Origin of the sequence: Paenalcaligenes sp., assembly GCF_030152715.1 — a bacterium.
In the GTDB taxonomy this organism is placed as follows: Bacteria; Pseudomonadota; Gammaproteobacteria; order Burkholderiales; family Burkholderiaceae_B; genus Paenalcaligenes; species Paenalcaligenes hermetiae.
The window spans coordinates 1-23,717 of the sequence record NZ_JASLIX010000074.1; the positions used below are offsets into that span (position 1 = coordinate 1).

Sequence of the window (23,717 nt, forward strand, 5' to 3'; positions counted from 1 at the left end):
GTAGTCATCACCTCCTCCATTACAGGTGCCATTACTGGCTATCCAAACTGGAGTCACTACGGCGCCAGCAAAGCCGGCCAGCTTGGCTTTATGCGTAGTGCTGCCTTGGAGTACGCCAAAGACGGCATTACTATCAACGCCGTTATGCCTGGCAACATTTTAACCGAGGGCTTAGCCAACCAAGGGCAATCTTATCTGGATCAAATGACCCGCGCCGTGCCTGTGGGCACCCTAGGTAAACCCGAAGATATTGGCTATGCGGTCTGTTTCCTCGCCTCTAAAGAAGCCAGCTTTATTACCGGACAAACGATTATTGTTGACGGTGGTCAGATCCTTCCTGAGTCGCCCGAAGCCATTCTCTAAGCTTGTCTTTTCTCGCCCCCTTATCTAGGGGGCGCAGCCATTTTTTTGCTGATGGTGTATCGTATAAGCTCACTGACTTCTCTTTACCCCATCGCCTATGAAAAACCGTTCCACCTCTTCCCCCTCTACTCCTAGTTTTAATACCATTCGCTGGCGCATATTACTGGTGATCCTCGGAGCGATTTTTATGTCGCTCATGAGCGTCAGTGTGGTCAATGTGGCTCTACCTGCGATGCAAATTGGTCTAAATGCGAGTCACTCGGATTTGCAATGGATTCTGTCTGGGTATGCACTTACTTTTGGTGTGGTCTTGGTGAGCGCTGGTCGCGCCGGAGACCTCATGGGGCGTGGTGGTTTTTTTATGCTAGGGGTGGGGATTTTTACCCTCTCCTCTATAGCAGCAGGTTTCGCTCCTGATGCCCACTCATTAAACCTAGCGCGTTTTGCCCAAGGGGTTGGCTCGGGTTTCTTAAACCCTCAGGGGGTAGGCATGATCCAGCAGTATTTTAAAGGCCCGGAACGCGGCCGTGCCTTTGGCTTATTTGGGACAACGGTAGGGGTTTCCGTCGCCATTGGTCCTGTATTAGGGGGGTTGTTAATTAAACTGGGTGGTCCAGAACTGGGCTGGCGCTTCACCTTTTTAATCAATGTACCTGTGGGCTTGCTGACTCTCTATTTAGCGTGGCGCTGGTTCCCTCGCCCCCTTATTAGTTTTGCTGAGCTCAAAAAACCCCATGGTTTTAGCTCACTCGATCCTATCGGCGCTCTGTTACTCGGTGCTGGTGTGCTAAGTGTCCTTTTCCCTTTTGTCGAATCCCAAATTTCCCCGTATATTTGGCTACTTATTCCACTTGGCTTATTACTCTTTTACCTTTGGGTCCAATGGGAAGCTTGGTATACCAAAAAAGGCTATAGCCCCATGGTTGACCTTGCTATCTTTTCCATCCCCAGCTACCGCAATGGTAGCCTGATCATGGCCTTATATTTTTTAGGCATGACAAGCGTATGGGTACTGATTCCAATCTACGTTCAACAAGCCATTGGGCTCAGTGCTTTTGAGGCCGGTTTTATCGGTATCCCGTCAGCCTTATTATCTGCTACGGCTTCTCATTGGGCAGGCAAACGCATTAGTCAATATGGCAGAAAGGTAGTGATTGGTGGGCTTTGTATGGCTATGTTCGGCTTAGCATTAAGCGTAGTCGTCATTTTATTACACCAATATGCAGGCATCAGTATTTGGTGGTTGTTGGGTAGTCTTGGCTTATTTGGTCTAGGACAAGGCTCTTCCATTAGTCCTAATCAGGCATTAACTCTTGCCGAAGTACCGTTGAATTATGCCGGTAGCTCAGGTGCCATCATGCAAACAGGCCAACGTATTGGTACCTCGGTCGGTATCGCCGTCATTACCGCCCTTGTCTTTGGTATCCAACCCTATACCTCGTGGACTACTGCTGTAACCATCGGTTTTATCGCTATTCTGTTCATTATGAGCCTCGCTCTCTGGATGGCATTTAAAGACTTACAGCAACGTCAACGTCAACAATAACAAAACCCTCTTGCTTGGTAGCAAGAGGGTTTTCACCACCGATCACCGTTATTGATCACCAAACCGTGTTTCTAGGTACTGAATGATCGCATTGGACTCATAGAGCCAGCGCTCACTGCCATCACTTTCTTGAATACGCAAACAGGGTACTTGGCGTTTCCCCCCTTTTTGTATTAATTCCTGTTCAATGACTGGGTCTTTTTGGGCATCTTTAAGTGGGACTGGTACATTAAGCTTATGCATGGCTCGACGCACCTTGATACAAAACGGGCAGGCATGGAACTGATAAAGCGCCATGGTTGCTGCCGCGGCATCCACCTGAGCCTGCACTTGGGGATCCCGTTGTTTTTTAGGGGGGCGCGTTAATGTATCAACACCCGCTATTAACGACCCTAAACCATTCCGAACGACTTTTAAAATCATAAAATGCTCAATAATGAGTGAATTATCAACAGATAACATTATTTTACGCTTTAGCGCATGATTATCGCAAACGGCTGACTTTTCTGTTCACGCTTGTCGATATAATGATGCTTCTTGTTCTGCTTATCACAAAGGGCAATTATGTCTACTCGAAGCCGCCTCTATTTTCACAGCTTCCTCGTTTTATTAGGCGTTGTATCGCTGGCCTTTATTTGGGTGCTCCTGCCCTTTTACGGTGCTATTTTTTGGGGGGTAATCCTGGCGATTATTTTTGCCCCAGTCCAGCGCAAACTGCTTTTAAAAACCAAAGGGCGTAAAACTATCTCTGCTCTCATCAATCTCGTTTTTATTCTGCTGATTGTGATTATTCCCGTTATGCTCCTTACCGGAGCGATCATTCAGGAAATCCTCTCCCTCTATAAACGGATGGATAGCGGTGATATCAACGCAGGACAGTACTTAGAGCAAATCATCAACTCGTTACCACCTTTTGTCACAGACGGCTTGCACCGCGTAGGGATTGCTAACCTAAACGATGTGGCAGAAAAATTCTCTGATTTTGCCATGAATGCGGGACAGTTTTTAACCAAGCAGGCCGTCAACATTGGCTCGAACACCTTTCAATTTATTGTTAGCCTTGGGGTCATGCTGTACCTGCTCTTTTTCTTACTAAAAGATGGTCCTGAGCTGGCCCGTCACTGTAGTCGCCTGATCCCTTTAAGCGAAGACCAAAAAACGCACCTTTTCCGAAAATTCACTACGGTGGTGCGCGCAACCGTAAAAGGCAATATTGCCGTTGCCGCCACCCAAGGTGCCTTAGGGGGAATTATTTTCTGGATTCTGGATGTAGAGGGTGCCTTATTTTGGGGGGTGCTCATGGGGATTCTTTCTTTGCTCCCCGCAGTCGGCGCCTCGCTGATTTGGGTACCTGTGGCTATTTACTTCTTTAGTACCGGCTTAGTGGTAAAAGGCGCGATTCTAACGGCATTTGGTTTACTAGTGATCGGCTTAGCCGATAATGTTCTACGCCCCCTATTAGTGGGCAAAGATACAAAAATCCCTGATTACGTGATCTTAATCTCAACCCTTGGGGGCTTATCATTATTTGGTTTAAACGGTTTTGTGATTGGCCCACTGATTGCAGCGATGTTTATGGCTTGCTGGGACCTATTCCCCTCTGCCATTCAACGCCAAGATGACCTAAATGAGGCTGAGCATATTGAAATCCACGCTGGCCCAATCGAAAGCATTGAACAAGCGACGGTAACCATTCAAGCTCCCCCACCCTCACAGCCCCCTGCTTAATCCATACGCCGCCTAAATAAGGCGGCGTTTTTTATGCTTGAAATAGCAACCAAATATTTACCAACAGCGCGGCTGCCCATAGCCCGCTGCGCAATAAGCCAATATTTAATATATAAGCCCCAATATAAAGCAAGCGCAATACCAACCAAAGCCCCGCTAAATAATGAATCTGCCCTGCTTGTGCTCCACTAAAATGTGCATACAATATCGCCACATAAAATAAAGGGAGTGCCTCAAACGTATTGGCCTGTGCCGCATTTGCTCGCGCTCGCCAGCCAACTTGCTTAGCTAACCACTCACGCGGCATCTGGTTATCAAATTTCTCCCCTCCCGCCTTAGCGCTAACCGCTGCCACAAAGGGCAACAAGGCTGCCAACACTATCCAGCCAGCAATAGACATACCCGCTCCTTGAAAAAAATCCTACTAATGGTTTACAGTATTTTATGACAGGTTTATACTATATCGTGTTGCCGACATAGCTCAGTTGGTAGAGCAGCGCATTCGTAATGCGAAGGTCGGAGGTTCGACTCCTCTTGTCGGCACCACTTACTGCCCACCGTTATCGGTGGCTTTTTTATTCGCCGCTGTCACACCCTTTTCCTTATAATAAAACAAAGACCATCGCTAAGGAAAAAAATGGAAAGTATTGGTGTGATTTTTGCGATGCTTATCGCTATTGTCATCAGTGGTGTCATCGTTCGGGTTATCCCGTGGGGCATTCCATTGCCTCTTATCCAAATCTTACTTGGGATTGTTATTGCTGGGGTTTTCCAAGAGGGCATGGAGCTACACCCCGATGTTTTCTTTTTACTTTTTTTACCCCCGCTATTATTTTTAGATGGCTGGCGTATTTCCAAAGAAGCGTTAAAAAGAGAACGAGCTAGCATTTTTCATTTAGCCTTTGGTTTAGTCATTATCACCGTATTTGGGCTAGGCTTTATCATCCACTGGCTAATCCCAGCTATGCCTTTACCCGTAGCCTTTGCTTTAGCAGCGATTGTTTCTCCTACCGACCCGATTGCAGTAGCGGGGATCGCACGCAAGCTGGCAGTACCTGAGCGAATTTTATCCATTCTAGAGGGCGAGGCCTTATTTAATGATGCAAGCGGTCTAGTCGCCTTTAGGATGGCAATTCTAGTCATGATGACTGGCCATTTTTCCCTTTCAGAGGCCGTCATATCTTTTGTTTGGGTCGCTTTTGCTGGCTTTTGTACTGGTATTATTATTACGTGGCTCTTGTCTTTTTTCCGTGGTCAATTCACCAAAAAATATGGCGAAGACATTGGGGCAGAAATCCTGTTAAATATTCTTATGCCTTTTGCTGCTTATGTAGCGGCTGAACATATTGGCGCATCGGGCATTTTAGCCGCCGTAGCTGCTGGGTTAACCATGAGCTATCTCGAGCTTTCAGGGCAGGTTTCACCACTGACGCGCATGCGGCGCGCTACCATTTGGGACACGGTTCAGTTTACTCTCAATGGCATGATGTTTGTTTTACTAGGAGAGCAGCTTCCCAATATTTTTAAAGGCGCCGTTCAAGTCGTACAGCAAACCGGTCATCATAATCCATGGTGGTTAATTATTTATGCCAGTGTGATCTGTTTATCCTTGGCTGCCTTACGTTTTGGCTGGGTATTTTTCTCTATTCATGTATTGCGCTGGCTTAAAAAAACACCCAAAAATCAGTCACAACAAGCCACCCTGCGGGATATTCTTATTCTATCTTTAGGTGGGGTTCGCGGTGCTGTGACTTTAGCCGGGGTGTTAACCCTGCCACTCCTGCTACCAAACCAAGAAGCGTTTCCTGCTCGGGACCTTGCTATTTTCTTAGCGGCTACTGTCATTATTATTTCTTTAATTACCGCCAGCATCTTATTGCCCTGGTTACTCAAAAAACAAAATCTGGCTCCTCAAGCCATCGCTAGGCCTTTGCATAAGCAACAAACACTCGCTTTACAGATGGCCCAAGATGCCATCACTAAACATTTATCTGGTCTGCTACCAAGCTTACAAAAAGCCTACCCACAAATTGAACCCAACTTTTATACAGCAGTATTAGAGCGCGTGCTGGTCGAGTTTAGTAATAGCTTAGATCCCGCCCCTGATACCAATTCAGAAAGCTATCAAAAATACCTTAGTGAAAAACAAATTCGTCTTATGGCTATCGACACAGCACGTCAAACCATTTATCGCTTAGCCCGCGATCAAAAAATATCCGATGATGTCGCTCGCGACATGGTGAAACAATTGGATTTTGATGAAATACGTTTCACCCCTTAGCCGCTATTTTTTCTTTTACGGGGGAAAATTCGCAAAGTGAGCCCTCAATCGACACGGGCTCGCTTTGCCTAGCCCCATTACAAGGTGCGATTAAACTCAATTTGCTGATCTTTTAAAAATGCCTCGATGCGTTTGGTTTGTTGATGATCTCGAGAGTGCATCACTAATGACCAATAACCTTCGTCCACTGCTTCATCGACCTCTTGAATCACGGCTTGATGATCGACACGCATCGTGACAAATCCCCCTAGCATCAGACCACCTGCTGTACAAAAAAACAAAATAGGAATCAGGCTTTTTATGGGCGATGACACAATGAGCTCCACGCCAGCCAAATATAACCCACCCCAAATCAACCAAGCCAAAACAAAGCCTGCTGCACCTAAAACCATATGGGACCGTATCGCTGTACGCTCAACCCCTTGCTCCTCGGGCTCAAGTTTTCGGCTATAGTGTTTTTCATGGGGCGCAATAATCGCTAACTGATTGCTATCAAAACCTCGCTGTTGTAGTTGCTCGGCACATTGTTCAGCACCTTGCTTGGACTTAAAAATAGCGACCAGCTTGGTATTGGATTGCTCACCTGACAACATATTCGTACTCATCATGCTCTCCTTACTGAACAGAAAAAACAGCTTAATACTTTAAGCCTATGTTTTGACTGTAACGCAGGAGCTGGTCTAGCCTCTTTCTTAAATGCAAAGAGTTACTACGACCCTAGCCCTTTTTGCAGCACGAGCAATAATTAGTAAAACCCATTACATTTCGCAATACGCTTTTTTTATTCGAGTTCTGATTATGACCCTTCACACTGCCAATGCTGTCCTTCATTTTTGGTTCCATGTGGCCACTCCCACCCAATGGTTTACCAAAGATGCCCATTTTGACCAAATGATCCGCACACGGTTTTTAGCTACAACCCAAGCCGCTGCTCAAGGAGAATGCGCCCATTGGCGTTACTCTTTATATGGGCGTCTGGCTGAAATCATTGTTTTGGATCAGTTTTCTCGTAATATTTGGCGAGATACTCCCCAAGCTTTTAGCCAAGACCCCATGGCTTTAGCATTAGCACAAGAAGCCATTCGCCAACCAGCTTTTGCTACACTAAACATCGATCAAAAAAAGTTCATGTTGATGCCTTTTATGCATTCGGAATCCCGTGCTATTCATGCCCAAGCTGAACCGCTTTTTCGTATGCACACCGATGAAAATACCCTACATTATGAGCAGCTACATAAAAAAATTATTGATCGTTTTGGGCGCTACCCACATCGCAATGCGATTTTGAACCGCCCCTCTACACCAGAAGAGAAACAGTTTTTACTTGAGCCTAATTCCTCTTTTTAATCGTTTCACCAACATAAAGCGGGGTTTAGCAACGTAACAACCCGCTTTATAACCATTTCATGCGTTTAAAACGATAATATAAAACACCACAAATACCGGCCATCGTACCCAGTGCTGCTGGATAACCAAAACGCCAGCTAAGTTCCGGCATGTGTTCAAAGTTCATGCCATAAATCCCCGCTACGGCAGTAGGTATCGCGATCATCGCCGCCCACGCCGCCAGCTTACGCGTAATATCGTTTTGCTGTAGCTGAATAATCATCATGCCACCCTCAAAAGCAAAAGCCAATGTTTCGCGTAAAGCCCCAATCAGCTCAGCTTGGCGAGCAATACGATCAGCCACTTCAGCAAAATAGGCGCGGCTATCCTCTCCAATATAAGGCGTATTTTGGCGGGCAAATCGACGTGACAGTTCTGATAAAGGACTAATACTACTCTGAATACGTAATAACGTACGGCGTAACTGGTACACCTGCTCAATATCTTTTTTCTGTGAACGCCCTACAAAAAAATGCGTCTCCGCTTTTTCTACTTTTTTCTCAAAACCTAATAAGGCTTCTGTATAGTCGTCCGTAATCGTGTCCAATATTTCTGCAGCAATATAATCAGCGCCCCGCGCAATAAGCTGTGGGCTGGCTTCTAAATGTTGCTGTACCGTTTCATCGGTTAATTGTGTATTACGCCATATGGTAATTAAAAAGCCCTGTCCAAATAACAGCTGGCTCTCTCCAAAGCGCACGACGCCTTGATCCATAGAAAAAGTCACGGCCACAATTAAACTGGCCCCTTCATACTCGATGACTTTAGGGCGACGATGTAGCGTTTGCATCTCCTCGACCACACGCTCTACCCCCACCCATTTCTTGACAACTTTGGCGATTTCTTGGGCACTGGGATCCACCAAGCTGATCCAAACTAGTCCTTTATGATCTTTAGACAAGAGCAAGTCGTCAACATCAGCTACATTTATAGGAGCTTGGGTTGGCACATAGTAACGGATACGCTGACGCTTTGATATCAATGGCTGAGACATAAAGTTTACTCATTTGCTAAGGTAAATAAGCATTAATGTAACACTTACTCTTCTTCTCTCAAGCTCATTGACAGTTATACAAGCTGCCGATTACTCGTACAACCAAAAGTTAATCTTAAAGCTATACCGCTAAAAACTCACGCACAAAAGGCGTGGCTGGCTGCGCAAACAACTGGGCTGGCGTATCCATTTGCTCTACGTTGCCTTTATTCATCACAACAATGCGATCAGCGACTTCCGCGGCCTCTTCTTGGTCATGCGTCACAAATACACTTGTGATTTTTAATTCGTGGTGTAACGCACGTAACCACTGCCGTAACTCTTTGCGCACCTTTGCATCGAGCGCGCCAAATGGCTCATCAAGCAATAACACACGCGGCTTAATTGCCAACGCGCGTGCAAGCGCTACCCGTTGCCGTTGCCCCCCCGATAACTGAGCAGGATAACGATCACCCAGTCCTTGTAACTGTACCAACGCCAGTAAATCATCAACCGTTTTTTGAATCTGTGCTTTATGCGGACGTTTTGCTTTAGGCAACATGCGCAAACCAAAAGAGATGTTATCGTTTACTGTCATAGATGGAAATAAAGCATAGTTTTGAAAGACAAATCCAATACCACGCTCTCGTACAGGCACATGCGTACTGTCTTCCCCATCTAAATAAACATGCCCGGTATCCGCTGACTCTAAGCCTGCAATAATACGCAAAAGCGTTGTTTTCCCACAGCCCGACGGGCCTAATAACGCTACCAGCTCCCCAGAATGCATTTCTAAAGAAATACGGTCTAAGGCCTGATAATCGCCAAAACGGCGAGAGATATGTTGCACACGGATGGACATAATTTACCTACTTATAATCGCTAACTTTTCTCATTTTAGGAAATATAAAAATTTCCAATCAGATGTTTTTGTTATAAGCAAATAGATGAAAAAAGAATAAGCAAACAAGTTTTTATTCGTTTACGCATATAAAACCTTCACGCACAATAAGCTTATTCTTCGATTTTTGATTAGGTGATTTCCATGCTGAAAAAAGTAGCTCTGCATTTCGCTTTAGCTGGTGTTATTGGGTCGCTTCCCGCCCACGCCGCCGAAGCCGATCGACTATTGAACGCCTCCTACGATATTGCGCGTGAGCTTTTTGCTGAATACAACCCCCTATTTGAAAAACACTGGCAACAAGAACATGGCCAAAAAATTACGGTAGAGCAGTCTCATGCTGGTACTTCGCGCCAAGCGCAAGCCATCATGCAGGGCTTAAAAGCCGATGTGGTCACGTTTAATCAGGTCACCGACATTGATGTCCTCGCCAACCGTGGCTTTGTCAATAAAAACTGGCAAGAGCAGTTTCCTAATAATGCCTCGCCTTACTACAGCACCATTGCTTTTCTTGTACGTAAGGGCAACCCAAAAAATATCCAAAGCTGGGAAGACTTAGTGCGAGAAGATGTCAAAGTGGTGTTTCCTAATCCAAAAACCTCTGGCAATGCGCGTTATAGCTACTTGGGCGCGTGGCTTTATGCCAATGAACAATTTCAAGGGGATGACACCAAAACCAAAGACTTTGTACAAAAGCTCCTAGCTAATGTAGAAAGCTTTCCTACAGGTGGCCGAGGGGCAACCGTTGCGTTTGCTACCAACAACCAAGGCGATGCTCTGCTTACCTTTGAATCCGAAGTCATCAATATCGCTAACGGTGATGAGTTTAAAGACCAAGGCTTTGAAATTGTTGTACCTCCCGTTAGTGTCTTAGCCGAGTTCCCTGTCGCCGTAGTAGAAAAAGTAACCGAAAAACAAAAGAGTACAGAGCTAGCCAAAGCGTACTTAAACTATTTATACGCAACACCCGCACAAGAGTTGCTCAGCCGTTACAACTATCGGGTCCATGATGAAAAAGTCAGTAGCCAACTGCCCGAAGTGCGCTTAATCAGTCCTACAGACGTGTTAGGGGACTGGGATACCATACAAAAAACGCATTTCGCAGCAGGCGGAATTCTAGATCAACTTTTAGCAAAATAACCACTCTGAGCAGCACTCATGTCAAGTCGTACACTTAACTGGCACTTTATCGAGCAAAAAGCGGTTTTACCAGGATTTGGTTTAAGCCTAGGTATTAGTGTTTTATATATAAGTCTGGTTATTTTATTACCGCTTTCCGCACTTTTTATTTATGTCAGTGACATGAGTCTCGCTCAATATTGGGCCGCGATTTCGCATCCACGTGTGGTAGCGAGTTATAAAACCACTCTCAGTGCTGCTTTTTTTTCTACCCTCTTAGTCAGCACGATTGGGCTTTTATTAGCTTGGGTATTAAGTCGTTATGATTTTCCAGGACGACGTTTGGTAGATGGCTTGATTGATTTGCCTTTTGCTCTGCCTACCGCCGTTGCGGGTCTGACTTTAGCGACACTCTTTGCTCCCAATGGCTGGCTTGGTCAATATTTTGCTGCTTTAGGTATTAAAGTTGCTTTTTCTTGGTACGGTATTGTGCTTGCCATGACCTTTACCAGCCTGCCTTTTATCGTACGTTCGGTGCAGCCTCTCATTCAAAATGTCGACCATTCTCTCGAAGAAGCCGCTGATACCTTGGGTGCGCTTCCTTGGCAGCGCTTTTATTATGTAGTACTTCCCCTGCTTATACCAGGACTAGTGACCGGTGCCTCGCAAGCCTTTATCCGCTGTCTGGGGGAATTTGGTGCCGTGATATTTATCGCGGGCAATAGCCCCTATCACACTGAAGTGGCCTCTTTGATGATTTTTGTACGCCTAGCTGAATATGATTACGCCTCAGCCGCTGCTATTGCTTCTGTCGTTTTAGCCACCTCGCTTGTTTTGCTTTTTGGGCTGCAACGCATCCAGAACCACCTTTTTGCTAAAAAGCACTAAAATGAAAAATCGCCTATCTGCTACCCAAACTAGCCTAATTCTCGTATCACTAGGCATTGTTTTTATTTTATTGGTTTTACCCCTACTTCTTATTTTTAGCCAAGCGTTTAGTCAAGGCTTTTCTGGATTCTGGCACGCTATGCGTGACTCAGATATGCAACACGCTATTCGGTTAACCTTGCTTGTTGCCGTCATTACGGTGCCTTTAAATGTCATATTTGGTGTGTTTTTAGCTTGGTGCGTTACACACTATCGCTTCAAAGGACGTCAATTACTTATTACTTTGATCGATATCCCTTATGCCACTTCGCCTGTCGTTGCAGGGTTGTGTTACTTGGTGGTTTATGGCGCAGAAAGCCATTTTGGGCAGTGGCTTTCTCACTATGACATTCAGCTGATGTTTGCGTGGCCAGGTCTCGTGATGGTGACCATTTTTGTCACCAGCCCTTTTGTGGCACGCTTATTGATCCCTTTAATGCAAGAGCAAGGCTCCGATCAAGAGCAAGCAGCCCTTACCCTAGGCGCTTCTGGATGGCAAATTTTCTATCACATCACGCTACCCAAAATCAAATGGGGCCTACTCTATGGAGTAATTCTGAGTAACGCTCGCGCCATTGGCGAATTTGGTGCCGTCTCCGTCGTATCAGGAGCCATTCGAGGACAAACTTTAACCCTAGCTCTATTAGTTGAACAGTTAAACGATGATCATAAAGTAGTAGGGGCATTTAGCGCAGCCCTGCTCTTAGCAAGTATGGCTATCATCACCATTGCACTTAAAGCTTTTTTAGAAAAAAACACTAAAGCCGCTTTCTAAGCAAAAAAGCCCTAGTACTGATAAGTACTAGGGCTTTTACACAGCTCAAAAGAAAACTAAATAACTATTTATGATAAGGTTTCGTGCACGCCTGCATCACCTTGACGCCAATAACTCGACGCTCGTATCTGCGTATTTTCTAAACCTTTTTCCACTAATTCTGCTCGTACCGCTTTAGCTACTGCTGATTCTGCAGCAGCCCACGCAAAACCTAGGCCCTCAGGTAAGACCAATTGTTGCACTTTCTGCGCCAGCTGCAGTGGTTGATTTGCCTGACGCTGTACATAATACGTCCTCAGTCCATCACGCACCGGTAGCTGGTGCTGTAACTGTGGATCGTCCGTTTCTAACACAGCCAATACCGTTTTTGAAGCAGGTAACTCCGCTATACGACGTGTCATAGCAGGCAAAGCCGTCTCATCCCCAATCAACAAATGCCAGTCATACTCTTCGGGTATAACCATAGAGCCACGAGGGCCCGCCATCACTAACTGATCCCCTACCTCGGCCTGTAGCGCCCATGATCCTGCTGGTCCATCCTCGTGCAAGACAAAATCCACTTCTAACACCAAACGCTCTGCATCAAAAGCCCGTGGTGTATAGTCTCGCGCCACTGGCTTATTGGCCGGATCCGGAAATTTCAGCCCTTGCTCTGTCATTTGGGGCTTTTGTACTGCCTTACCTGAAAGTGGGAAAAACAGCTTGATATGATCATCAAACGAAGAGGAAACAAAACCGGCTAATTCTGGACTGGTAAAATAAAACCGAACGTAATTTTGTGCTAACTGCTCTTTGGCTTTTACGGTAATCGTACGTACAACAATAGGATGACGTACACGTTGTACGGCTAATTTAGATTGCATCATTGTCATATTCACTCTCTGGTGGTTCATTACCTAACTACTTTAGCAGCCACCAAAGTAAATAACAATCATTCTCATTATCAAATGATAATTGCTTTTTATGCAACAATAAAAAAACCTGCCGTAGCAGGTTAATGATTAATTCACCAATTGTCGCTTATACACTAAAAATCGCCCTGAGTAGGGCTGTGGCTCAGCCGCTCGATCATATTGGAATGGACGTTGGATTTTTTTATCATGCGCTAAGATAAACCCATAATCCGCCATCGCGCGGCTAAATCGGTTTCGATAACCCCGATTTGGATCCATAACCCAAACATCTGCCTTAGGAGCAGCAAACTGATGGATAAACTCAGCTACCTGCTGTGGGCTACTCGGATCATATAAAAGATCGCTGCCTATGATTACATCATACTGCCCACTTAACATGGGTGCCCCCGCATCAAAAACCGAAACGGGTCCAGTTTGTCCCCATTGACCGTACCGATAAGACATTAATGGTAACTGATTTTTTTCTAAGTTCTTGTATAAAAATCTTTTTGCTAAGGGATGCCTATCACTTGCCGTGATATTTACCCCTAACTGATGGGCCGTTAAACTTGCTAAAGCCAGACCGCATCCTATTTCTAACACCCTTTGCTCTGCTGCAAAGTCGTATTTAGCCACTTTCAATGCGAGTTGATAACCGGACGGCCAAAGCATACCAAACAACGGCCACGCAGCAGAACAAATCCCCAGACGCTCTGCTGCTCCTTTGGGATCATAGTATTGTTGACGATCCAGTAATGTGTAGAGCTCTAATGGCTCCAGACCTGGAATTTCTATAGTGCGTAAAGTCGTTTGATAAGGTTTGGACATAAATAAAGAGAAAAAGAGCTACAATAAATAAAATTTATTTATCTGCTTTAATTAATTGATAAATTCAATATAGCACTTATTCTCTTTAAGACAAAATATACAAAAAAGCGGTGAGTACACCGCTTTTTACCTACACCCATTACCCAAACTGGATACCTTGTGCTAAAGGTAACTCTGTTGAGTAATTAATCGTATTGGTTGCACGACGCATATAAACCTTCCACGCATCTGACCCTGACTCACGACCACCACCGGTTTCTTTTTCACCTCCAAAAGCACCGCCAATCTCTGCACCCGATGTACCAATATTTACATTAGCAATTCCACAATCAGACCCTGCTGCAGATAAGAAAAGCTCAGCTTCACGTAAGTTATTCGTAAAAATAGCAGACGATAGTCCCTGCGGAACTGCATTCTGCATTGCTATCGCCTCTTCTAAATTTCTATAACGCATTACATATAGAATCGGTGCGAAAGTTTCATGGCATACTACCTCTGTCTGCTTCCTCATCTCCACTAAAGCTGGCTGTACATACCAAGCCTCTGGATAACGATCTGCAAATAAACGCTCGCCTCCATGCACTACCCCCCCTTGCTCTCTTGCCTGCGCTAAAGACTGCTGCATAGCATCAAAAGCCGCCTTATCAATAAGAGGTCCTACTAATGTCCCCTCTTCTAAAGGATTTCCTACAGTGGCCGAGGCATAAGCTTTTTTAAGATTTTCTATAAGCTCATCCGCAACATTCTCGTGAACAATTAAACGACGCGTACTTGTGCATCGTTGACCCGCTGTGCCAACTGCCCCAAATAGAATACCTCGTACAGCTAACTCTAAATCTGCGCTTTCTGACACAATAATTGCATTATTACCCCCTAACTCCAATAAAAACCGGCCAAAACGAGCAGCGACTTGTGGCCCAACCTGTTGCCCCATACGTGTAGATCCCGTAGCTGAAACTAATGCCACACGAGGGTGATTAACTAACACTTCTCCAATCTCTCTCTGTCCAATCAGGACCTGTGACAAACCAGCTGGGGCCTCTCCAAACCGCTCTAATGCTCGGTTAAATAAAGCTTGGCATGCTAAAGCAGTTAAAGGGGCTTTTTCTGAAGGTTTCCAAACCACAGGATCACCACATACCAATGCTAAGGTTGTATTCCATGACCAAACAGCAACGGGAAAGTTAAATGCTGTAATGACCCCAACCACACCAAGAGGATGCCATGTTTCCATCATGCGATGCCCAGGACGTTCAGAAGCAATGGTTAAACCGTATAACTGTCGTGATAGTCCAACAGCAAAGTCACAAATATCAATCATTTCTTGGACTTCACCTTGCCCTTCCGCTTCTATTTTTCCTGTCTCAATAGAGACCAACTTACCCAGAGCTTCTTTTTCTTTTCGTAATTCCTCTCCAAGTAATCGTATTAATTCTCCACGTCGTGGAGCCGGCACTAATCGCCACTCTTGAAAAGCGCTATAGGCTTTTTCAATCGCTTGCTCCGCCTCCTCTACCGTAGATTGTGTTACCACCGCAATCTGTTCTCCATTAATCGGTGATGTAACCACTAAATCTCCACTCTGGACATGGTTCCCCTCTACCCCTAAACGGGCAAGCAACTTTTCTAATTGCATAATGACTCCTTTATGTCATGGTCAACAACTTACTTGCTGTCTGTTTACACCGCAAATGAAATGATTTTCGCTTTTAGAATATCATTACCTTTTTAGAAAAATCATACCCTAAAGGGAAAACACCTAGCGATTTTATTTCCAATAATGAAAATAATGTAGGAAACATGGAAGCTCTTTCATGTAAAAAAGCGATCTCTTCCACTTCAATTAGGGAACTGTTGTTTATGTCAACATCGCATTATCCAGTCATTATTATTGGTGGAGCGGCCGTAGGAAGTGCAGCGGCTTACTTTCTTCAATCTAATCCAGACTTCTCTGGACAGGTTTTGGTCATCGAAAAAGACCTCAGTTACCAATACTGCGCCACCACTCTCTCAGCAGCCTCAATTCGTCATCAATTCACAACCCCAGAAAATATTGAAATGTCTCTCTTTGGAACACAGTTTTTACGAGACTTTCAAAAAAACATGGAGGTAAATGGAGATTGTCCTGACCCTGCTTTTCACGAAGGTGGGTATTTATTTTTAGCAAGTACGACTGAAGGCAAAGCCATTTTAGAAAAAAACCATGCTCTTCAAAATCAACTTGGCGCACAAATCGTTTTACTTTCCCCTTCTGATATCAGCCAACGCTACCCCTGGATGTATACCTCTGACCTAGAAGCTGGATCGCTTGGTATACGTGGTGAGGGCTGGTTAGATGCTTACGGCATGATGCAAGGCATGCGCCGCAAAGCAGTCACCCTAGGAGCCAAATATATACAAGACGAGGTCATATCCATAGAAAAAAAAGGTGCCTATGTCACTAGCGTTACCTTGAGAAGTGGAGCCCAATACTCTTGTGATGCGCTCATCAATGCTGCCGGTACTAGTGCAGCTGCGCTAGCTAAACAAGTCGGCATTCATCTTCCTGTTGAATCGAAAAAACGCAGCATTTTTTATTTTCAATGCCCAGAAAAACTAGAAAACTGTCCAATGGTGATCGATCCTAGTGGAGCTTATTTCCGGCCTGAAGGAGATGGTTATATAGCAGGAATCTCTCCTCCCTCAGATCAAGATCCAACGTGTCTAGATTTTAATGTGCAACATCATTTATTTGAGGAGATACTCTGGCCGCTTTTAGCGGAGCGTGTACCGGCGTTTGAAGCCTTACGTCTAGTTCGTAGCTGGGCTGGGCACTATGACATGAATCAACTTGACCAAAATGTCATTATTGGCACACATCCCGCTGTTTCTAATTTTTACTTTGCTAACGGATTTAGTGGGCACGGAATGCAACAAGCCCCAGCCGTAGGTCGCGCTTTAAGTGAATTAATTATTTACGGAAAATATCAAAGTCTTGATTTGAGTCGTTTGGGCTGGTCACGTGTACTAAACCATCAACCTATCATTGAGAACAATGTTGTTTAACTGCTTTCAAGCTCATTAGAGACTAAACCTTAATAATAACTAACTCTTAAAAGCCTTATTTATACTCAGGAGACAAACCATGAAACCATCCCTTCACCAACATTTATTTAAGATTGCCCTATGTTGCCTTCTTCCTTTTTCCGTTCAGGCTAAAGAAAGCATAAAAATTGGCGTAGCCGGTCCCTTTACTGGTCCCAATGCCGCCTTCGGAGATCAGCTGTGGATAGGTGCCTCCGCTGCAGCTAAAGCGATTAATTTAGCAGGAGGTATTAACGGTAAAGAGTTGATCCTCGTTAAAGCGGATGACGCGTGCGAGCCAAAACAAGCCGTTGCCGTAGCTAACCGCTTAGTTGACGAAGATAAAGTATCAGCTGTACTTGGTCACTTTTGCTCATCCAGTACCTTTCCTGCCTCTGAGATTTACGAAGATGCCGATATTCTTTCAATGGCCACCGGCTCCACTCACCCCGATATTACAGAAAGAGGCCTAGAAACCATGACTCGTATTTGCGGTAGAGATGACCAGCAGGCAACAATTATTGGTCAATTTATTTCAGAAACACTAGGAGCAAAGCGCATTGCAGTTATTCACGACAAAGATACCTACGGTCGTGGCCTCGCTGAAGCTACTCGAGATGTTACTAAAAATCATGGTACAGAAACTGTACTGTTTGATGGAGTAACCCGTGGAGAGCGTGACTACAACGCTTTAGTTACTAAAATTCGAGCTTCAAATGTTGATGCTGTGTTTTTTGGCGGTTTATATGCAGAGGCAGGAACATTAGTTAGACAAATCCGCGAGCAAGGCCTCTCTATCCCATATGTCTCAGATGATGGCATTGTAGACCCTGCCTTTGTGACTGCTGCAGGAGGTGCCCAATATGCACAAGGCGTTTATATGGGATTTCCTCGTGACCCACGTAATATGGAAAGCAGCCAACAAGTTATCGCTGAGCTAGAGTCACAAGGTCTAAAGTCCGATGGCTTTACCTTATACGCTTATGCTGGTATTCAGGCTATTTCTGCGGCTTTAGCTGGCACAAACAGTACAAGTGGTACAGAGTTAGCGAAATGGCTTCAACAAAATCGTGTAGAAACAGTACTTGGACCTAAAGAGTGGGATGAGAAAGGAGACCTAAAAGAACCTGACTATGTCATGTATCAATGGGATGAAAAAGGAAATTACCAAGAACTACCATAAGTAACCATGGCGCCATATCACACAAGGCGCCCTCCTTCCTACTTTTTGGAGAGTATCCCATGGATAGCTATATTCTTGGACAACAAGTTGTTAACGGCCTAACTCTGGGTTCTATTTACGGGCTTATTGCAGTAGGGTACACGATGGTGTACGGAATCATTGGCATGATTAACTTTGCCCATGGTGATATCTATATGGTTAGTGCATATATTAGCGCCATTACGCTAGCAGTATTAACCTTCTTTGGTGTGCAATCTATTCCCTTTGCCTTGATTACAACATTACTCATTACCATGGCGATCACTGGGCTCTATGGATGGAGTATTGAGCGCACCGTTTATCGCCCTTTACGTGGTACCACTCGCCTCGCCCCTCTTATCACAGCTATAGGGGTATCACTTGTACTACAAAACTATGTACAACTGGCCCAGGGCCCCAATGTTCAAGGTGTTCCCACCTTAATTAGCGGGGGCTTACGTTTTGGCAATCAAAATCAATTTATACAAATTAAATACATGAGCTTACTGATTATTCTTATCAGTGTCTTAGCCATGCTATTTTTAACCTGGTTAATTCACCATACCAGTCTAGGGCGTCAATCCCGCGCCACACAACAAGACAGAAAAATGGCGACTATTTTAGGCATTAATACTGGGCGTATTATCTCACTAGTTTTTATAATTGGCTCGTCTCTAGCAGCTGTTGCAGGTGTGCTCGTAACACTTAACTATGGATCTTTTGACTTTTATATTGGTTTTATTATTGGTATCAAAGCCTTTAGTGCTGCAGTGTTAGGGGGTATAGGATCTTTACCTGGAGCTATGTTAGGAGGATTACTTTTAGGGGTTTTAGAGTCTATTTTTTCAGGCGTTGTAAGCAGTGATTATAAAGATGTTTTCGCCTTTAGCATTCTTGTTCTAGTACTCATGTTTAAACCTAGTGGCTTACTCGGTCGTCCTGCTGTAGAAAAGGTATAAAAACTATGACTACACTTACCCAATCCCAGCCTGTTGTTCATACCACCTCCCACCTTTCTTGGATGCACGCTTTTAAAGATGCATGTATTGCCGGAATAGTGACGCTTATTCTGCTTGGCCCCATCACTAATTTAGTCCTTAAGCAATATGACTTTATATTTCTTCCATGGCGCCAACCAATTATTCTAAATGGTATGGCTTTAGCCTTACTCGTATTTATTGGTCGTTTTATCGTCGCTCTTTTAGCACAAACCAAACGAGGAAAGCTCTTTTTATCTTTGTTCAAACGCTCAACCCAGCACGCTGTTCGGGTAGAAACCTACACAGCACCATCCCGAAAAAAAACACTCTTACTTATTGGTGGATGGATAGTTGCTGGGTCAGCTCTGATGCTCCTGGGTCTAAAAGGCGTTCTTCCCATAGGCGCATCCTCAGCATTAACACTAATGTTGTTATTTGTACTCTTTGCCTATGGAATTAGTCTTCCTAAATCCAAGCATCACCCCCATCACTGGAAAGGCCTCGTTCCCATCTTCTTTATCATGGGCTTTATCCTCCCTATCCTACTAAACTATTATCAACTACTCCCAAAAGTTTGGTTAGATAATCTGACACTAGCACTTATTTATGTGCTTTTAGGCTTAGGTCTGAATATTGTAGTAGGTATGGCAGGACTATTAGACTTAGGGTATGTCGCTTTTTATGCAGTAGGGGCTTATTTTCTTGCTTTAGGATATCAATATTTTGATATAGGCTTTTGGACCGCTCTGCTTTTTGCTCCTATTCTTGCTGCCATTAGTGGGGCTATTTTAGCCTTTCCTGTATTACGTATGCACGGTGATTATCTCGCGATAGTCACTCTTGGTTTTGGTGAAATTATTCGACTCGTTTTAACAAGCTGGGTAGATATAACTGGTGGTCCTAACGGTATAGCAGCGCCAAGTCCAACCTTATTCGGATTGGAGTTTTCACGACGGGCATCCTCTGGCGGACAAACTTTTCATGACTTCTTCCATATTCCGTATAGCAACGACCATCGATCCCTTCTGATTTACTTAACTCTTTTTGCTGTAGTCGCCCTATCACTACGATTTTTTAATCGTCTACGCTATATGCCTTTAGGCCGTTCTTGGGAGGCCTTGCGCGAGGATGAGATTGCTTGTCGATCCCTTGGCATTAATCATGTCAACGTGAAACTATCCGCTTTTATGATGGGCGCTGTAGCAGGAGGGGTGGCAGGAGTGTTTTTTGCTACCTATCAAGGTTTTATTAATCCAACCTCTTTCAATTTTTTTGAATCTGTACTGATTTTATCCATTGTGGTCTTAGGCGGAATGGGATCTATGCTGGGAGTCATCATCGCTGCCCTGGTTTTAACCTTACTCCCTGAGCTACTGCGAGATTTCGCAAACTACCGTGTTTTGGTTTTTGGATTACTCATGATTCTTATGATGATCTGGCGTCCACACGGCCTAATTCGTGGGCGACGCCCAGCCTTTAAAGGAGCCTCACAATGATAGCTACAGATCCTTCTACTTTATTGAGCGTTCAGGGGCTTACTCAACGTTTTGGTGGAATTATCGCTAATAACAACATTAGCTTCGATGTGAAACGACACTCTATCACTGCACTTATTGGTCCCAATGGAGCTGGAAAGACTACAGTATTTAACTGCATTACCGGTTTTTACCCAGCTACATCGGGCAATATTTTTTTATTTCTCGACAAAAACAATAAACCCATTGCCATTTCAGAATTATTAAACCGCCCTTTTACTGGCGGAGCTCACCAGGTTGCTCGTGCAGGCATTGCCCGCACCTTCCAAAACATCCGTCTTTTTCAAGACATGACTGTACTCGAAAACTTGCTTATTGCTCAGCACCTGCGCCTAGATAAAAACCTTTTCCGCGGCATGCTCGCACATCAACATTTTGAAAAGAAAGAAGAAGAAGGTATTGAATATGCAATGGAGTGGCTAAAAACATTACGAATGGAGAGCCATGCTAATCGACTTGCTGGAGAACTTCCATATGGCTATCAACGTCAGCTCGAAATTGCTCGTGCCATGTGTACACACCCTAAACTTATCTGTCTTGACGAGCCTGCTGCAGGACTAAACCCTGCTGAAACAGAGCAACTATCTGAGTTAATTTATCTTTTGAGAGATCAACATTGTGTCACTGTACTGCTTATTGAGCATGATATGGGCTTAGTCATGGAGATCTCTGACCATATTATTGTATTAGACCACGGTGTAGTTATTGCAGATGGCTCACCTCAGGATGTACAAAAAAATCCTCAGGTAATTGCAGCCTACTTAGGTACGGAGGCTACTACATGAAACAACCTTTACTATCAATTCAAAATATTTGTAGTGGCTATGGCTCCATCCAGGTTCTACATGATATTAGTTTAGAAATTCATACAGGTGAAATCGTTACATTAATTGGAGCAAATGGTGCTGGTAAAAGTACTTTACTTATGAGTATTTTTGGAGAACCAAAAATCACACAGGGAAATATTTTTTATGAAGGTGTCTGTTTAAACCAGCTTGAACCTCATAAAATAGCCCAACAAGGTATAGCTCAAGTGCCTGAGGGACGACGTATTTTTCCTGCTATGACTGTTGAAGAAAACATTTTAATTGGAACTACTCCTATTGGCCCAGAACATGCTGATAAAGATAAAGAAGATGTTTTTTCATTATTTCCTCGTCTAAAAGAGCGTCGTAACCAAAGAGCTGGGACTCTCTCAGGAGGTGAGCAGCAAATGCTAGCAATGGCTCGTGCTCTAATGGCAAGACCACGTACAATACTGCTAGATGAACCTAGCCTTGGCCTAGCCCCATTAGTCGTTAAGCAAATATTCGAAATACTTAAGGACATTACTAGCCTTGGCAAAACCATCTTTTTAGTAGAGCAAAATGCTTTTCATGCGTTGTCTCTGGCTCATCGTGCCTATGTTATGGTCAATGGCCGTATTACTCTCAGTGGTAGTGGAGCAGAACTTTTAGATAATCCCGAAGTGCGTAACGCTTATCTAGGAGGAAAGACACAACGCCCTCTTAATCCATAAGTTTTAATTATTTAAGGTTAATTTCAGTGACTCTCACCTCTATTGAATCCAGAGCTTCTGCTCTAGCTGAAAGAATTCGCTCCTTACGTCTCCAACGAGGTTGGACCTTGGAACAGATGAGCAAAAATAGTGGAGTAGCTATCTCAACCCTCTCTAAAATAGAAAATGGCCTTAGCTCCCCTACATATGATGTCCTTTTACGCCTAGCTCATGGATTTCAATTAGATGTAGCTGAACTCTTTGCTCCAGCTCAAGAGCATATGGGCGCTGGCAGACGCACTATAGAGCGCAAAGGAAATGGGGAAAAACATGAAACCCCTTTATATGATCATCTGGTCCTTTGCTCTCAACTTGCTAATAAGCGAATCATGCCATTTATTAGCAAAATCAAAGCACATGACGTTGAAGTTAATGAAGGGTGGAGCTCTCATGCAGGGGAAGAGTTTGTTTATGTATTAAGTGGAACCATAGAGTTACACACCGAATTTTATCAGCCAACGGTATTAGAACCCGGCGATTGTTTTTATATCGATAGCCGAATGAAGCATCGTGTTATTAACCATGGTCCAGAACAAGCCACTGTTCTTTGGATTAGTACTCGTCCAGACCATCTAAAATAAAAAAATCAAGAGGAGATTATTTTTCATGAGTCATAAAAACCTTCGCGTTCTAGATGCTCAACAAACAGCATCGGCCTTACCCTATCACACACTCTTACAACAATTATTAGTAGCTAGCCAAGAGTACAATGAAGGTAAAATTCTTACGCCAAAACGTCAATCTGTTCCTTATCCAAATGGAAGCACCCTCTTATCTATGCCAGCAACAGCTGACGATATAGGCGTACATAAACTTGTTAATATTATGCCTAAAAACTCTCAAAAAGGATTAGGTGTTATTCAAGGGCTTGTTTGTGGCTATGACGGCCAAACAGGAGTCCCTCTATTCGCTCTTGATGGTGTAACCGTTACGCAGCGACGTACTGCTGCTGTCTCTCTGATGGGAATAGCATTACTTTGGGATGAACCCAAAAAAGTAAGTATCATTGGTTCTGGCGTACAAGCAGCTGGCCATATAGAAGCCCTACACAGTTTATATCCTTCCGCTCAAATCGAAGTAATAGTTAGAGACCAACAATCAGCACAAAAAAAACTTGCGGCCTATACGTCTATTATTCAGTACTCCCATACAGTCAGCTCCGATGCAGATGTAGTGATCACTGTTACTAATAGCTCAACGCCTGTTTATAATGAGCCTGCTCGCAAAGATCGACTCCTCATTGCTGTAGGAGCTTATACCCCAAGCATGGCCGAAATTACAGCTAGCACCGTATTACAAAGTACTATTTTTGTAGATAATAAAGAAGGAGCACAAAAAGAAGCTGGTGACTTACTGCAAGCAAAAGTTGATTGGGATAAGGTGAATACGCTATCTCAACCAAAACCAAATTATCACACTGCTCTTCTCTATAAATCAGTGGGCTGTGCTGCATGGGACTTAGCAGCAGTTCGATGCGCCCGTCTCCATGCATAAATATAATCAGAGTTAAGGCACGCCACTTGTTTAAAAGCACACAGGCATAAAAAAACCCCCATCGGATCACCGATGGGGGTTTTTGGTATAAGAGCTTGACGATGACCTACTTTCACAGGCGTACGCCCACTATCATCGGCGCTAAGGCGTTTCACTGTCCTGTTCG

23 protein-coding genes, 1 tRNA gene and 1 pseudogene are annotated in these 23,717 nt (G+C 44.3%); 17 read left to right on the forward strand and 8 right to left on the reverse strand.

Features of this window, described 5'->3' with window-relative positions:
• Both Q1V74_RS06075 and Q1V74_RS06080 read left to right on the forward strand, forming a co-directional pair.
• The coding region (locus tag Q1V74_RS06075) for an SDR family oxidoreductase (protein ID WP_300647508.1) at positions 1-363 on the forward strand (363 nt) is incomplete at its 5' end.
• 97 nt (positions 364-460) lie between these two features.
• Positions 461-1,909, forward strand: coding sequence for an MFS transporter (locus tag Q1V74_RS06080; protein ID WP_300647509.1), 1,449 nt, complete (start codon positions 461-463; stop codon positions 1,907-1,909).
• A gap of 48 nt (positions 1,910-1,957) precedes the next feature.
• On the opposite strand, the gene Q1V74_RS06085 is transcribed toward Q1V74_RS06080, so the two are convergent.
• Entirely contained in the window at positions 1,958-2,332 is a 375-nt protein-coding gene (locus Q1V74_RS06085; protein ID WP_300647510.1) for a glutathione S-transferase N-terminal domain-containing protein, read from the reverse strand.
• A gap of 141 nt (positions 2,333-2,473) precedes the next feature.
• On the opposite strand from Q1V74_RS06085, the gene Q1V74_RS06090 reads away from it, so the two are divergent.
• The gene (locus Q1V74_RS06090) at positions 2,474-3,637 is read left to right on the forward strand and encodes an AI-2E family transporter (protein ID WP_300647511.1); all 1,164 of its coding nucleotides are present in this window, start codon (positions 2,474-2,476) and stop codon (positions 3,635-3,637) included.
• Positions 3,638-3,668: 31 nt separating this feature from the next.
• Here the strand turns inward: Q1V74_RS06090 and Q1V74_RS06095 are convergent, their stop codons facing one another.
• Positions 3,669-4,037 (reverse strand): MAPEG family protein, encoded by a 369-nt coding sequence (locus Q1V74_RS06095; protein ID WP_300647512.1) that lies wholly within the window; start codon positions 4,035-4,037, stop codon positions 3,669-3,671.
• 70 nt (positions 4,038-4,107) lie between these two features.
• Here Q1V74_RS06095 and Q1V74_RS06100 point away from each other — a divergent pair.
• Positions 4,108-4,183 (forward strand) — tRNA-Thr (locus Q1V74_RS06100).
• A 91-nt stretch (positions 4,184-4,274) separates the two neighbouring features.
• Complete coding sequence (locus Q1V74_RS06105; protein WP_300647513.1) at positions 4,275-5,918, forward strand: Na+/H+ antiporter; 1,644 nt, start codon at positions 4,275-4,277, stop codon at positions 5,916-5,918.
• A gap of 77 nt (positions 5,919-5,995) precedes the next feature.
• On the opposite strand, the gene Q1V74_RS06110 is transcribed toward Q1V74_RS06105, so the two are convergent.
• Positions 5,996-6,526 carry a hypothetical protein gene (locus tag Q1V74_RS06110; protein WP_300647514.1) on the reverse strand — a complete coding sequence of 177 codons (531 nt, stop codon included), beginning with the start codon at positions 6,524-6,526 and terminating at the stop codon, positions 5,996-5,998.
• 190 nt (positions 6,527-6,716) lie between these two features.
• On the opposite strand from Q1V74_RS06110, the gene Q1V74_RS06115 reads away from it, so the two are divergent.
• A complete protein-coding gene (locus Q1V74_RS06115) occupies positions 6,717-7,265 on the forward strand; it encodes a DUF924 family protein (protein ID WP_300647515.1) in 549 nt (182 codons plus the stop codon).
• Between the two features lie 46 nt (positions 7,266-7,311).
• Here the strand turns inward: Q1V74_RS06115 and Q1V74_RS06120 are convergent, their stop codons facing one another.
• Together Q1V74_RS06120 and Q1V74_RS06125 are read right to left on the reverse strand one after the other, a co-directional pair.
• Complete coding sequence (locus tag Q1V74_RS06120) at positions 7,312-8,298, reverse strand: magnesium and cobalt transport protein CorA (RefSeq protein WP_300647516.1); 987 nt, start codon at positions 8,296-8,298, stop codon at positions 7,312-7,314.
• A gap of 130 nt (positions 8,299-8,428) precedes the next feature.
• Positions 8,429-9,139, reverse strand: a pseudogene (locus Q1V74_RS06125) (sulfate ABC transporter ATP-binding protein); the annotation flags it as partial.
• Between the two features lie 183 nt (positions 9,140-9,322).
• Between Q1V74_RS06125 and cysP the strand changes: the two are divergent.
• The 3 genes from cysP to cysW are packed head-to-tail and all read left to right on the forward strand — an operon-like array spanning position 9,323 to position 11,999.
• Positions 9,323-10,318 (forward strand): thiosulfate ABC transporter substrate-binding protein CysP, encoded by a 996-nt coding sequence (cysP, locus tag Q1V74_RS06130; RefSeq protein WP_300647517.1) that lies wholly within the window; start codon positions 9,323-9,325, stop codon positions 10,316-10,318.
• An 18-nt stretch (positions 10,319-10,336) separates the two neighbouring features.
• On the forward strand, positions 10,337-11,185 hold the full coding sequence (gene cysT / locus Q1V74_RS06135; protein WP_260648949.1) for a sulfate ABC transporter permease subunit CysT: 849 nt from the start codon (positions 10,337-10,339) through the stop codon (positions 11,183-11,185).
• Between the two features lies 1 nt (position 11,186).
• Complete coding sequence (cysW, locus tag Q1V74_RS06140) at positions 11,187-11,999, forward strand: sulfate ABC transporter permease subunit CysW (protein WP_260648950.1); 813 nt, start codon at positions 11,187-11,189, stop codon at positions 11,997-11,999.
• Between the two features lie 68 nt (positions 12,000-12,067).
• Here cysW and Q1V74_RS06145 read toward each other — a convergent pair whose 3' ends face one another.
• The 3 genes from Q1V74_RS06145 to Q1V74_RS06155 form a co-directional block, all read right to left on the reverse strand.
• Positions 12,068-12,865 (reverse strand): siderophore-interacting protein, encoded by a 798-nt coding sequence (locus Q1V74_RS06145; RefSeq protein WP_300647518.1) that lies wholly within the window; start codon positions 12,863-12,865, stop codon positions 12,068-12,070.
• Between the two features lie 135 nt (positions 12,866-13,000).
• The gene (locus Q1V74_RS06150) at positions 13,001-13,720 is read right to left on the reverse strand and encodes a methyltransferase domain-containing protein (protein ID WP_300647519.1); all 720 of its coding nucleotides are present in this window, start codon (positions 13,718-13,720) and stop codon (positions 13,001-13,003) included.
• 139 nt (positions 13,721-13,859) lie between these two features.
• On the reverse strand, positions 13,860-15,356 hold the full coding sequence (locus Q1V74_RS06155) for an aldehyde dehydrogenase family protein (protein WP_300647520.1): 1,497 nt from the start codon (positions 15,354-15,356) through the stop codon (positions 13,860-13,862).
• A 224-nt stretch (positions 15,357-15,580) separates the two neighbouring features.
• On the opposite strand from Q1V74_RS06155, the gene Q1V74_RS06160 reads away from it, so the two are divergent.
• From Q1V74_RS06160 to Q1V74_RS06195, 8 genes are all read left to right on the forward strand, one after another.
• Positions 15,581-16,765 carry an FAD-binding oxidoreductase gene (locus Q1V74_RS06160; protein ID WP_300647521.1) on the forward strand — a complete coding sequence of 395 codons (1,185 nt, stop codon included), beginning with the start codon at positions 15,581-15,583 and terminating at the stop codon, positions 16,763-16,765.
• A gap of 79 nt (positions 16,766-16,844) precedes the next feature.
• On the forward strand, positions 16,845-17,966 hold the full coding sequence (locus tag Q1V74_RS06165) for a branched-chain amino acid ABC transporter substrate-binding protein (RefSeq protein WP_300647522.1): 1,122 nt from the start codon (positions 16,845-16,847) through the stop codon (positions 17,964-17,966).
• A 59-nt stretch (positions 17,967-18,025) separates the two neighbouring features.
• Positions 18,026-18,943 (forward strand): branched-chain amino acid ABC transporter permease LivH, encoded by a 918-nt coding sequence (locus tag Q1V74_RS06170; protein ID WP_300647523.1) that lies wholly within the window; start codon positions 18,026-18,028, stop codon positions 18,941-18,943.
• Positions 18,944-18,948: 5 nt separating this feature from the next.
• Positions 18,949-20,460, forward strand: a complete 1,512-nt coding sequence (gene livM / locus Q1V74_RS06175) for a high-affinity branched-chain amino acid ABC transporter permease LivM (protein WP_300647525.1) — start codon at positions 18,949-18,951, stop codon at positions 20,458-20,460.
• Positions 20,457-21,284: an ATP-binding cassette domain-containing protein gene (locus tag Q1V74_RS06180; RefSeq protein ID WP_300647526.1), complete on the forward strand. Its 828-nt coding sequence runs from the start codon at positions 20,457-20,459 to the stop codon at positions 21,282-21,284. The genes livM and Q1V74_RS06180 overlap by 4 nt, the downstream gene beginning before the upstream one ends.
• Complete coding sequence (locus Q1V74_RS06185) at positions 21,281-22,018, forward strand: ABC transporter ATP-binding protein (RefSeq protein WP_300647527.1); 738 nt, start codon at positions 21,281-21,283, stop codon at positions 22,016-22,018. Before Q1V74_RS06180 ends, Q1V74_RS06185 begins: the two co-directional genes overlap by 4 nt.
• 26 nt (positions 22,019-22,044) lie before the next feature.
• Positions 22,045-22,638, forward strand: a complete 594-nt coding sequence (locus Q1V74_RS06190) for an XRE family transcriptional regulator (RefSeq protein WP_300647528.1) — start codon at positions 22,045-22,047, stop codon at positions 22,636-22,638.
• Between the two features lie 25 nt (positions 22,639-22,663).
• On the forward strand, positions 22,664-23,551 hold the full coding sequence (locus Q1V74_RS06195; RefSeq protein ID WP_300647529.1) for a delta(1)-pyrroline-2-carboxylate reductase family protein: 888 nt from the start codon (positions 22,664-22,666) through the stop codon (positions 23,549-23,551).
• The last annotated feature ends 166 nt before the right edge of the window (positions 23,552-23,717 follow it).

Bases quoted from the DNA above. Each gene is read 5' to 3' on its own strand.
- Q1V74_RS06150 (WP_300647519.1), bottom strand. From the start codon at position 13,720: ATGTCCAAACCTTATCAAACGACTTTACGCACTATAGAAATTCCAGGT.
- Q1V74_RS06080 (WP_300647509.1), top strand. From the start codon at position 461: ATGAAAAACCGTTCCACCTCTTCCCCCTCTACTCCTAGTTTTAATACC.
- cysT (WP_260648949.1), top strand. From the start codon at position 10,337: ATGTCAAGTCGTACACTTAACTGGCACTTTATCGAGCAAAAAGCGGTT.
- Q1V74_RS06155 (WP_300647520.1), bottom strand. From the start codon at position 15,356: ATGCAATTAGAAAAGTTGCTTGCCCGTTTAGGGGTAGAGGGGAACCAT.
- Q1V74_RS06120 (WP_300647516.1), bottom strand. From the start codon at position 8,298: ATGTCTCAGCCATTGATATCAAAGCGTCAGCGTATCCGTTACTATGTG.
- Q1V74_RS06195 (WP_300647529.1), top strand. From the start codon at position 22,664: ATGAGTCATAAAAACCTTCGCGTTCTAGATGCTCAACAAACAGCATCG.
- Q1V74_RS06145 (WP_300647518.1), bottom strand. From the start codon at position 12,865: ATGATGCAATCTAAATTAGCCGTACAACGTGTACGTCATCCTATTGTT.
- Q1V74_RS06085 (WP_300647510.1), bottom strand. From the start codon at position 2,332: ATGATTTTAAAAGTCGTTCGGAATGGTTTAGGGTCGTTAATAGCGGGT.
- livM (WP_300647525.1), top strand. From the start codon at position 18,949: ATGACTACACTTACCCAATCCCAGCCTGTTGTTCATACCACCTCCCAC.
- Q1V74_RS06095 (WP_300647512.1), bottom strand. From the start codon at position 4,037: ATGTCTATTGCTGGCTGGATAGTGTTGGCAGCCTTGTTGCCCTTTGTG.
- Q1V74_RS06160 (WP_300647521.1), top strand. From the start codon at position 15,581: ATGTCAACATCGCATTATCCAGTCATTATTATTGGTGGAGCGGCCGTA.
- Q1V74_RS06165 (WP_300647522.1), top strand. From the start codon at position 16,845: ATGAAACCATCCCTTCACCAACATTTATTTAAGATTGCCCTATGTTGC.
- Q1V74_RS06185 (WP_300647527.1), top strand. From the start codon at position 21,281: ATGAAACAACCTTTACTATCAATTCAAAATATTTGTAGTGGCTATGGC.
- cysP (WP_300647517.1), top strand. From the start codon at position 9,323: ATGCTGAAAAAAGTAGCTCTGCATTTCGCTTTAGCTGGTGTTATTGGG.
- Q1V74_RS06115 (WP_300647515.1), top strand. From the start codon at position 6,717: ATGACCCTTCACACTGCCAATGCTGTCCTTCATTTTTGGTTCCATGTG.
- Q1V74_RS06170 (WP_300647523.1), top strand. From the start codon at position 18,026: ATGGATAGCTATATTCTTGGACAACAAGTTGTTAACGGCCTAACTCTG.
- Q1V74_RS06090 (WP_300647511.1), top strand. From the start codon at position 2,474: ATGTCTACTCGAAGCCGCCTCTATTTTCACAGCTTCCTCGTTTTATTA.
- cysW (WP_260648950.1), top strand. From the start codon at position 11,187: ATGAAAAATCGCCTATCTGCTACCCAAACTAGCCTAATTCTCGTATCA.
- Q1V74_RS06110 (WP_300647514.1), bottom strand. From the start codon at position 6,526: ATGATGAGTACGAATATGTTGTCAGGTGAGCAATCCAATACCAAGCTG.
- Q1V74_RS06105 (WP_300647513.1), top strand. From the start codon at position 4,275: ATGGAAAGTATTGGTGTGATTTTTGCGATGCTTATCGCTATTGTCATC.
- Q1V74_RS06180 (WP_300647526.1), top strand. From the start codon at position 20,457: ATGATAGCTACAGATCCTTCTACTTTATTGAGCGTTCAGGGGCTTACT.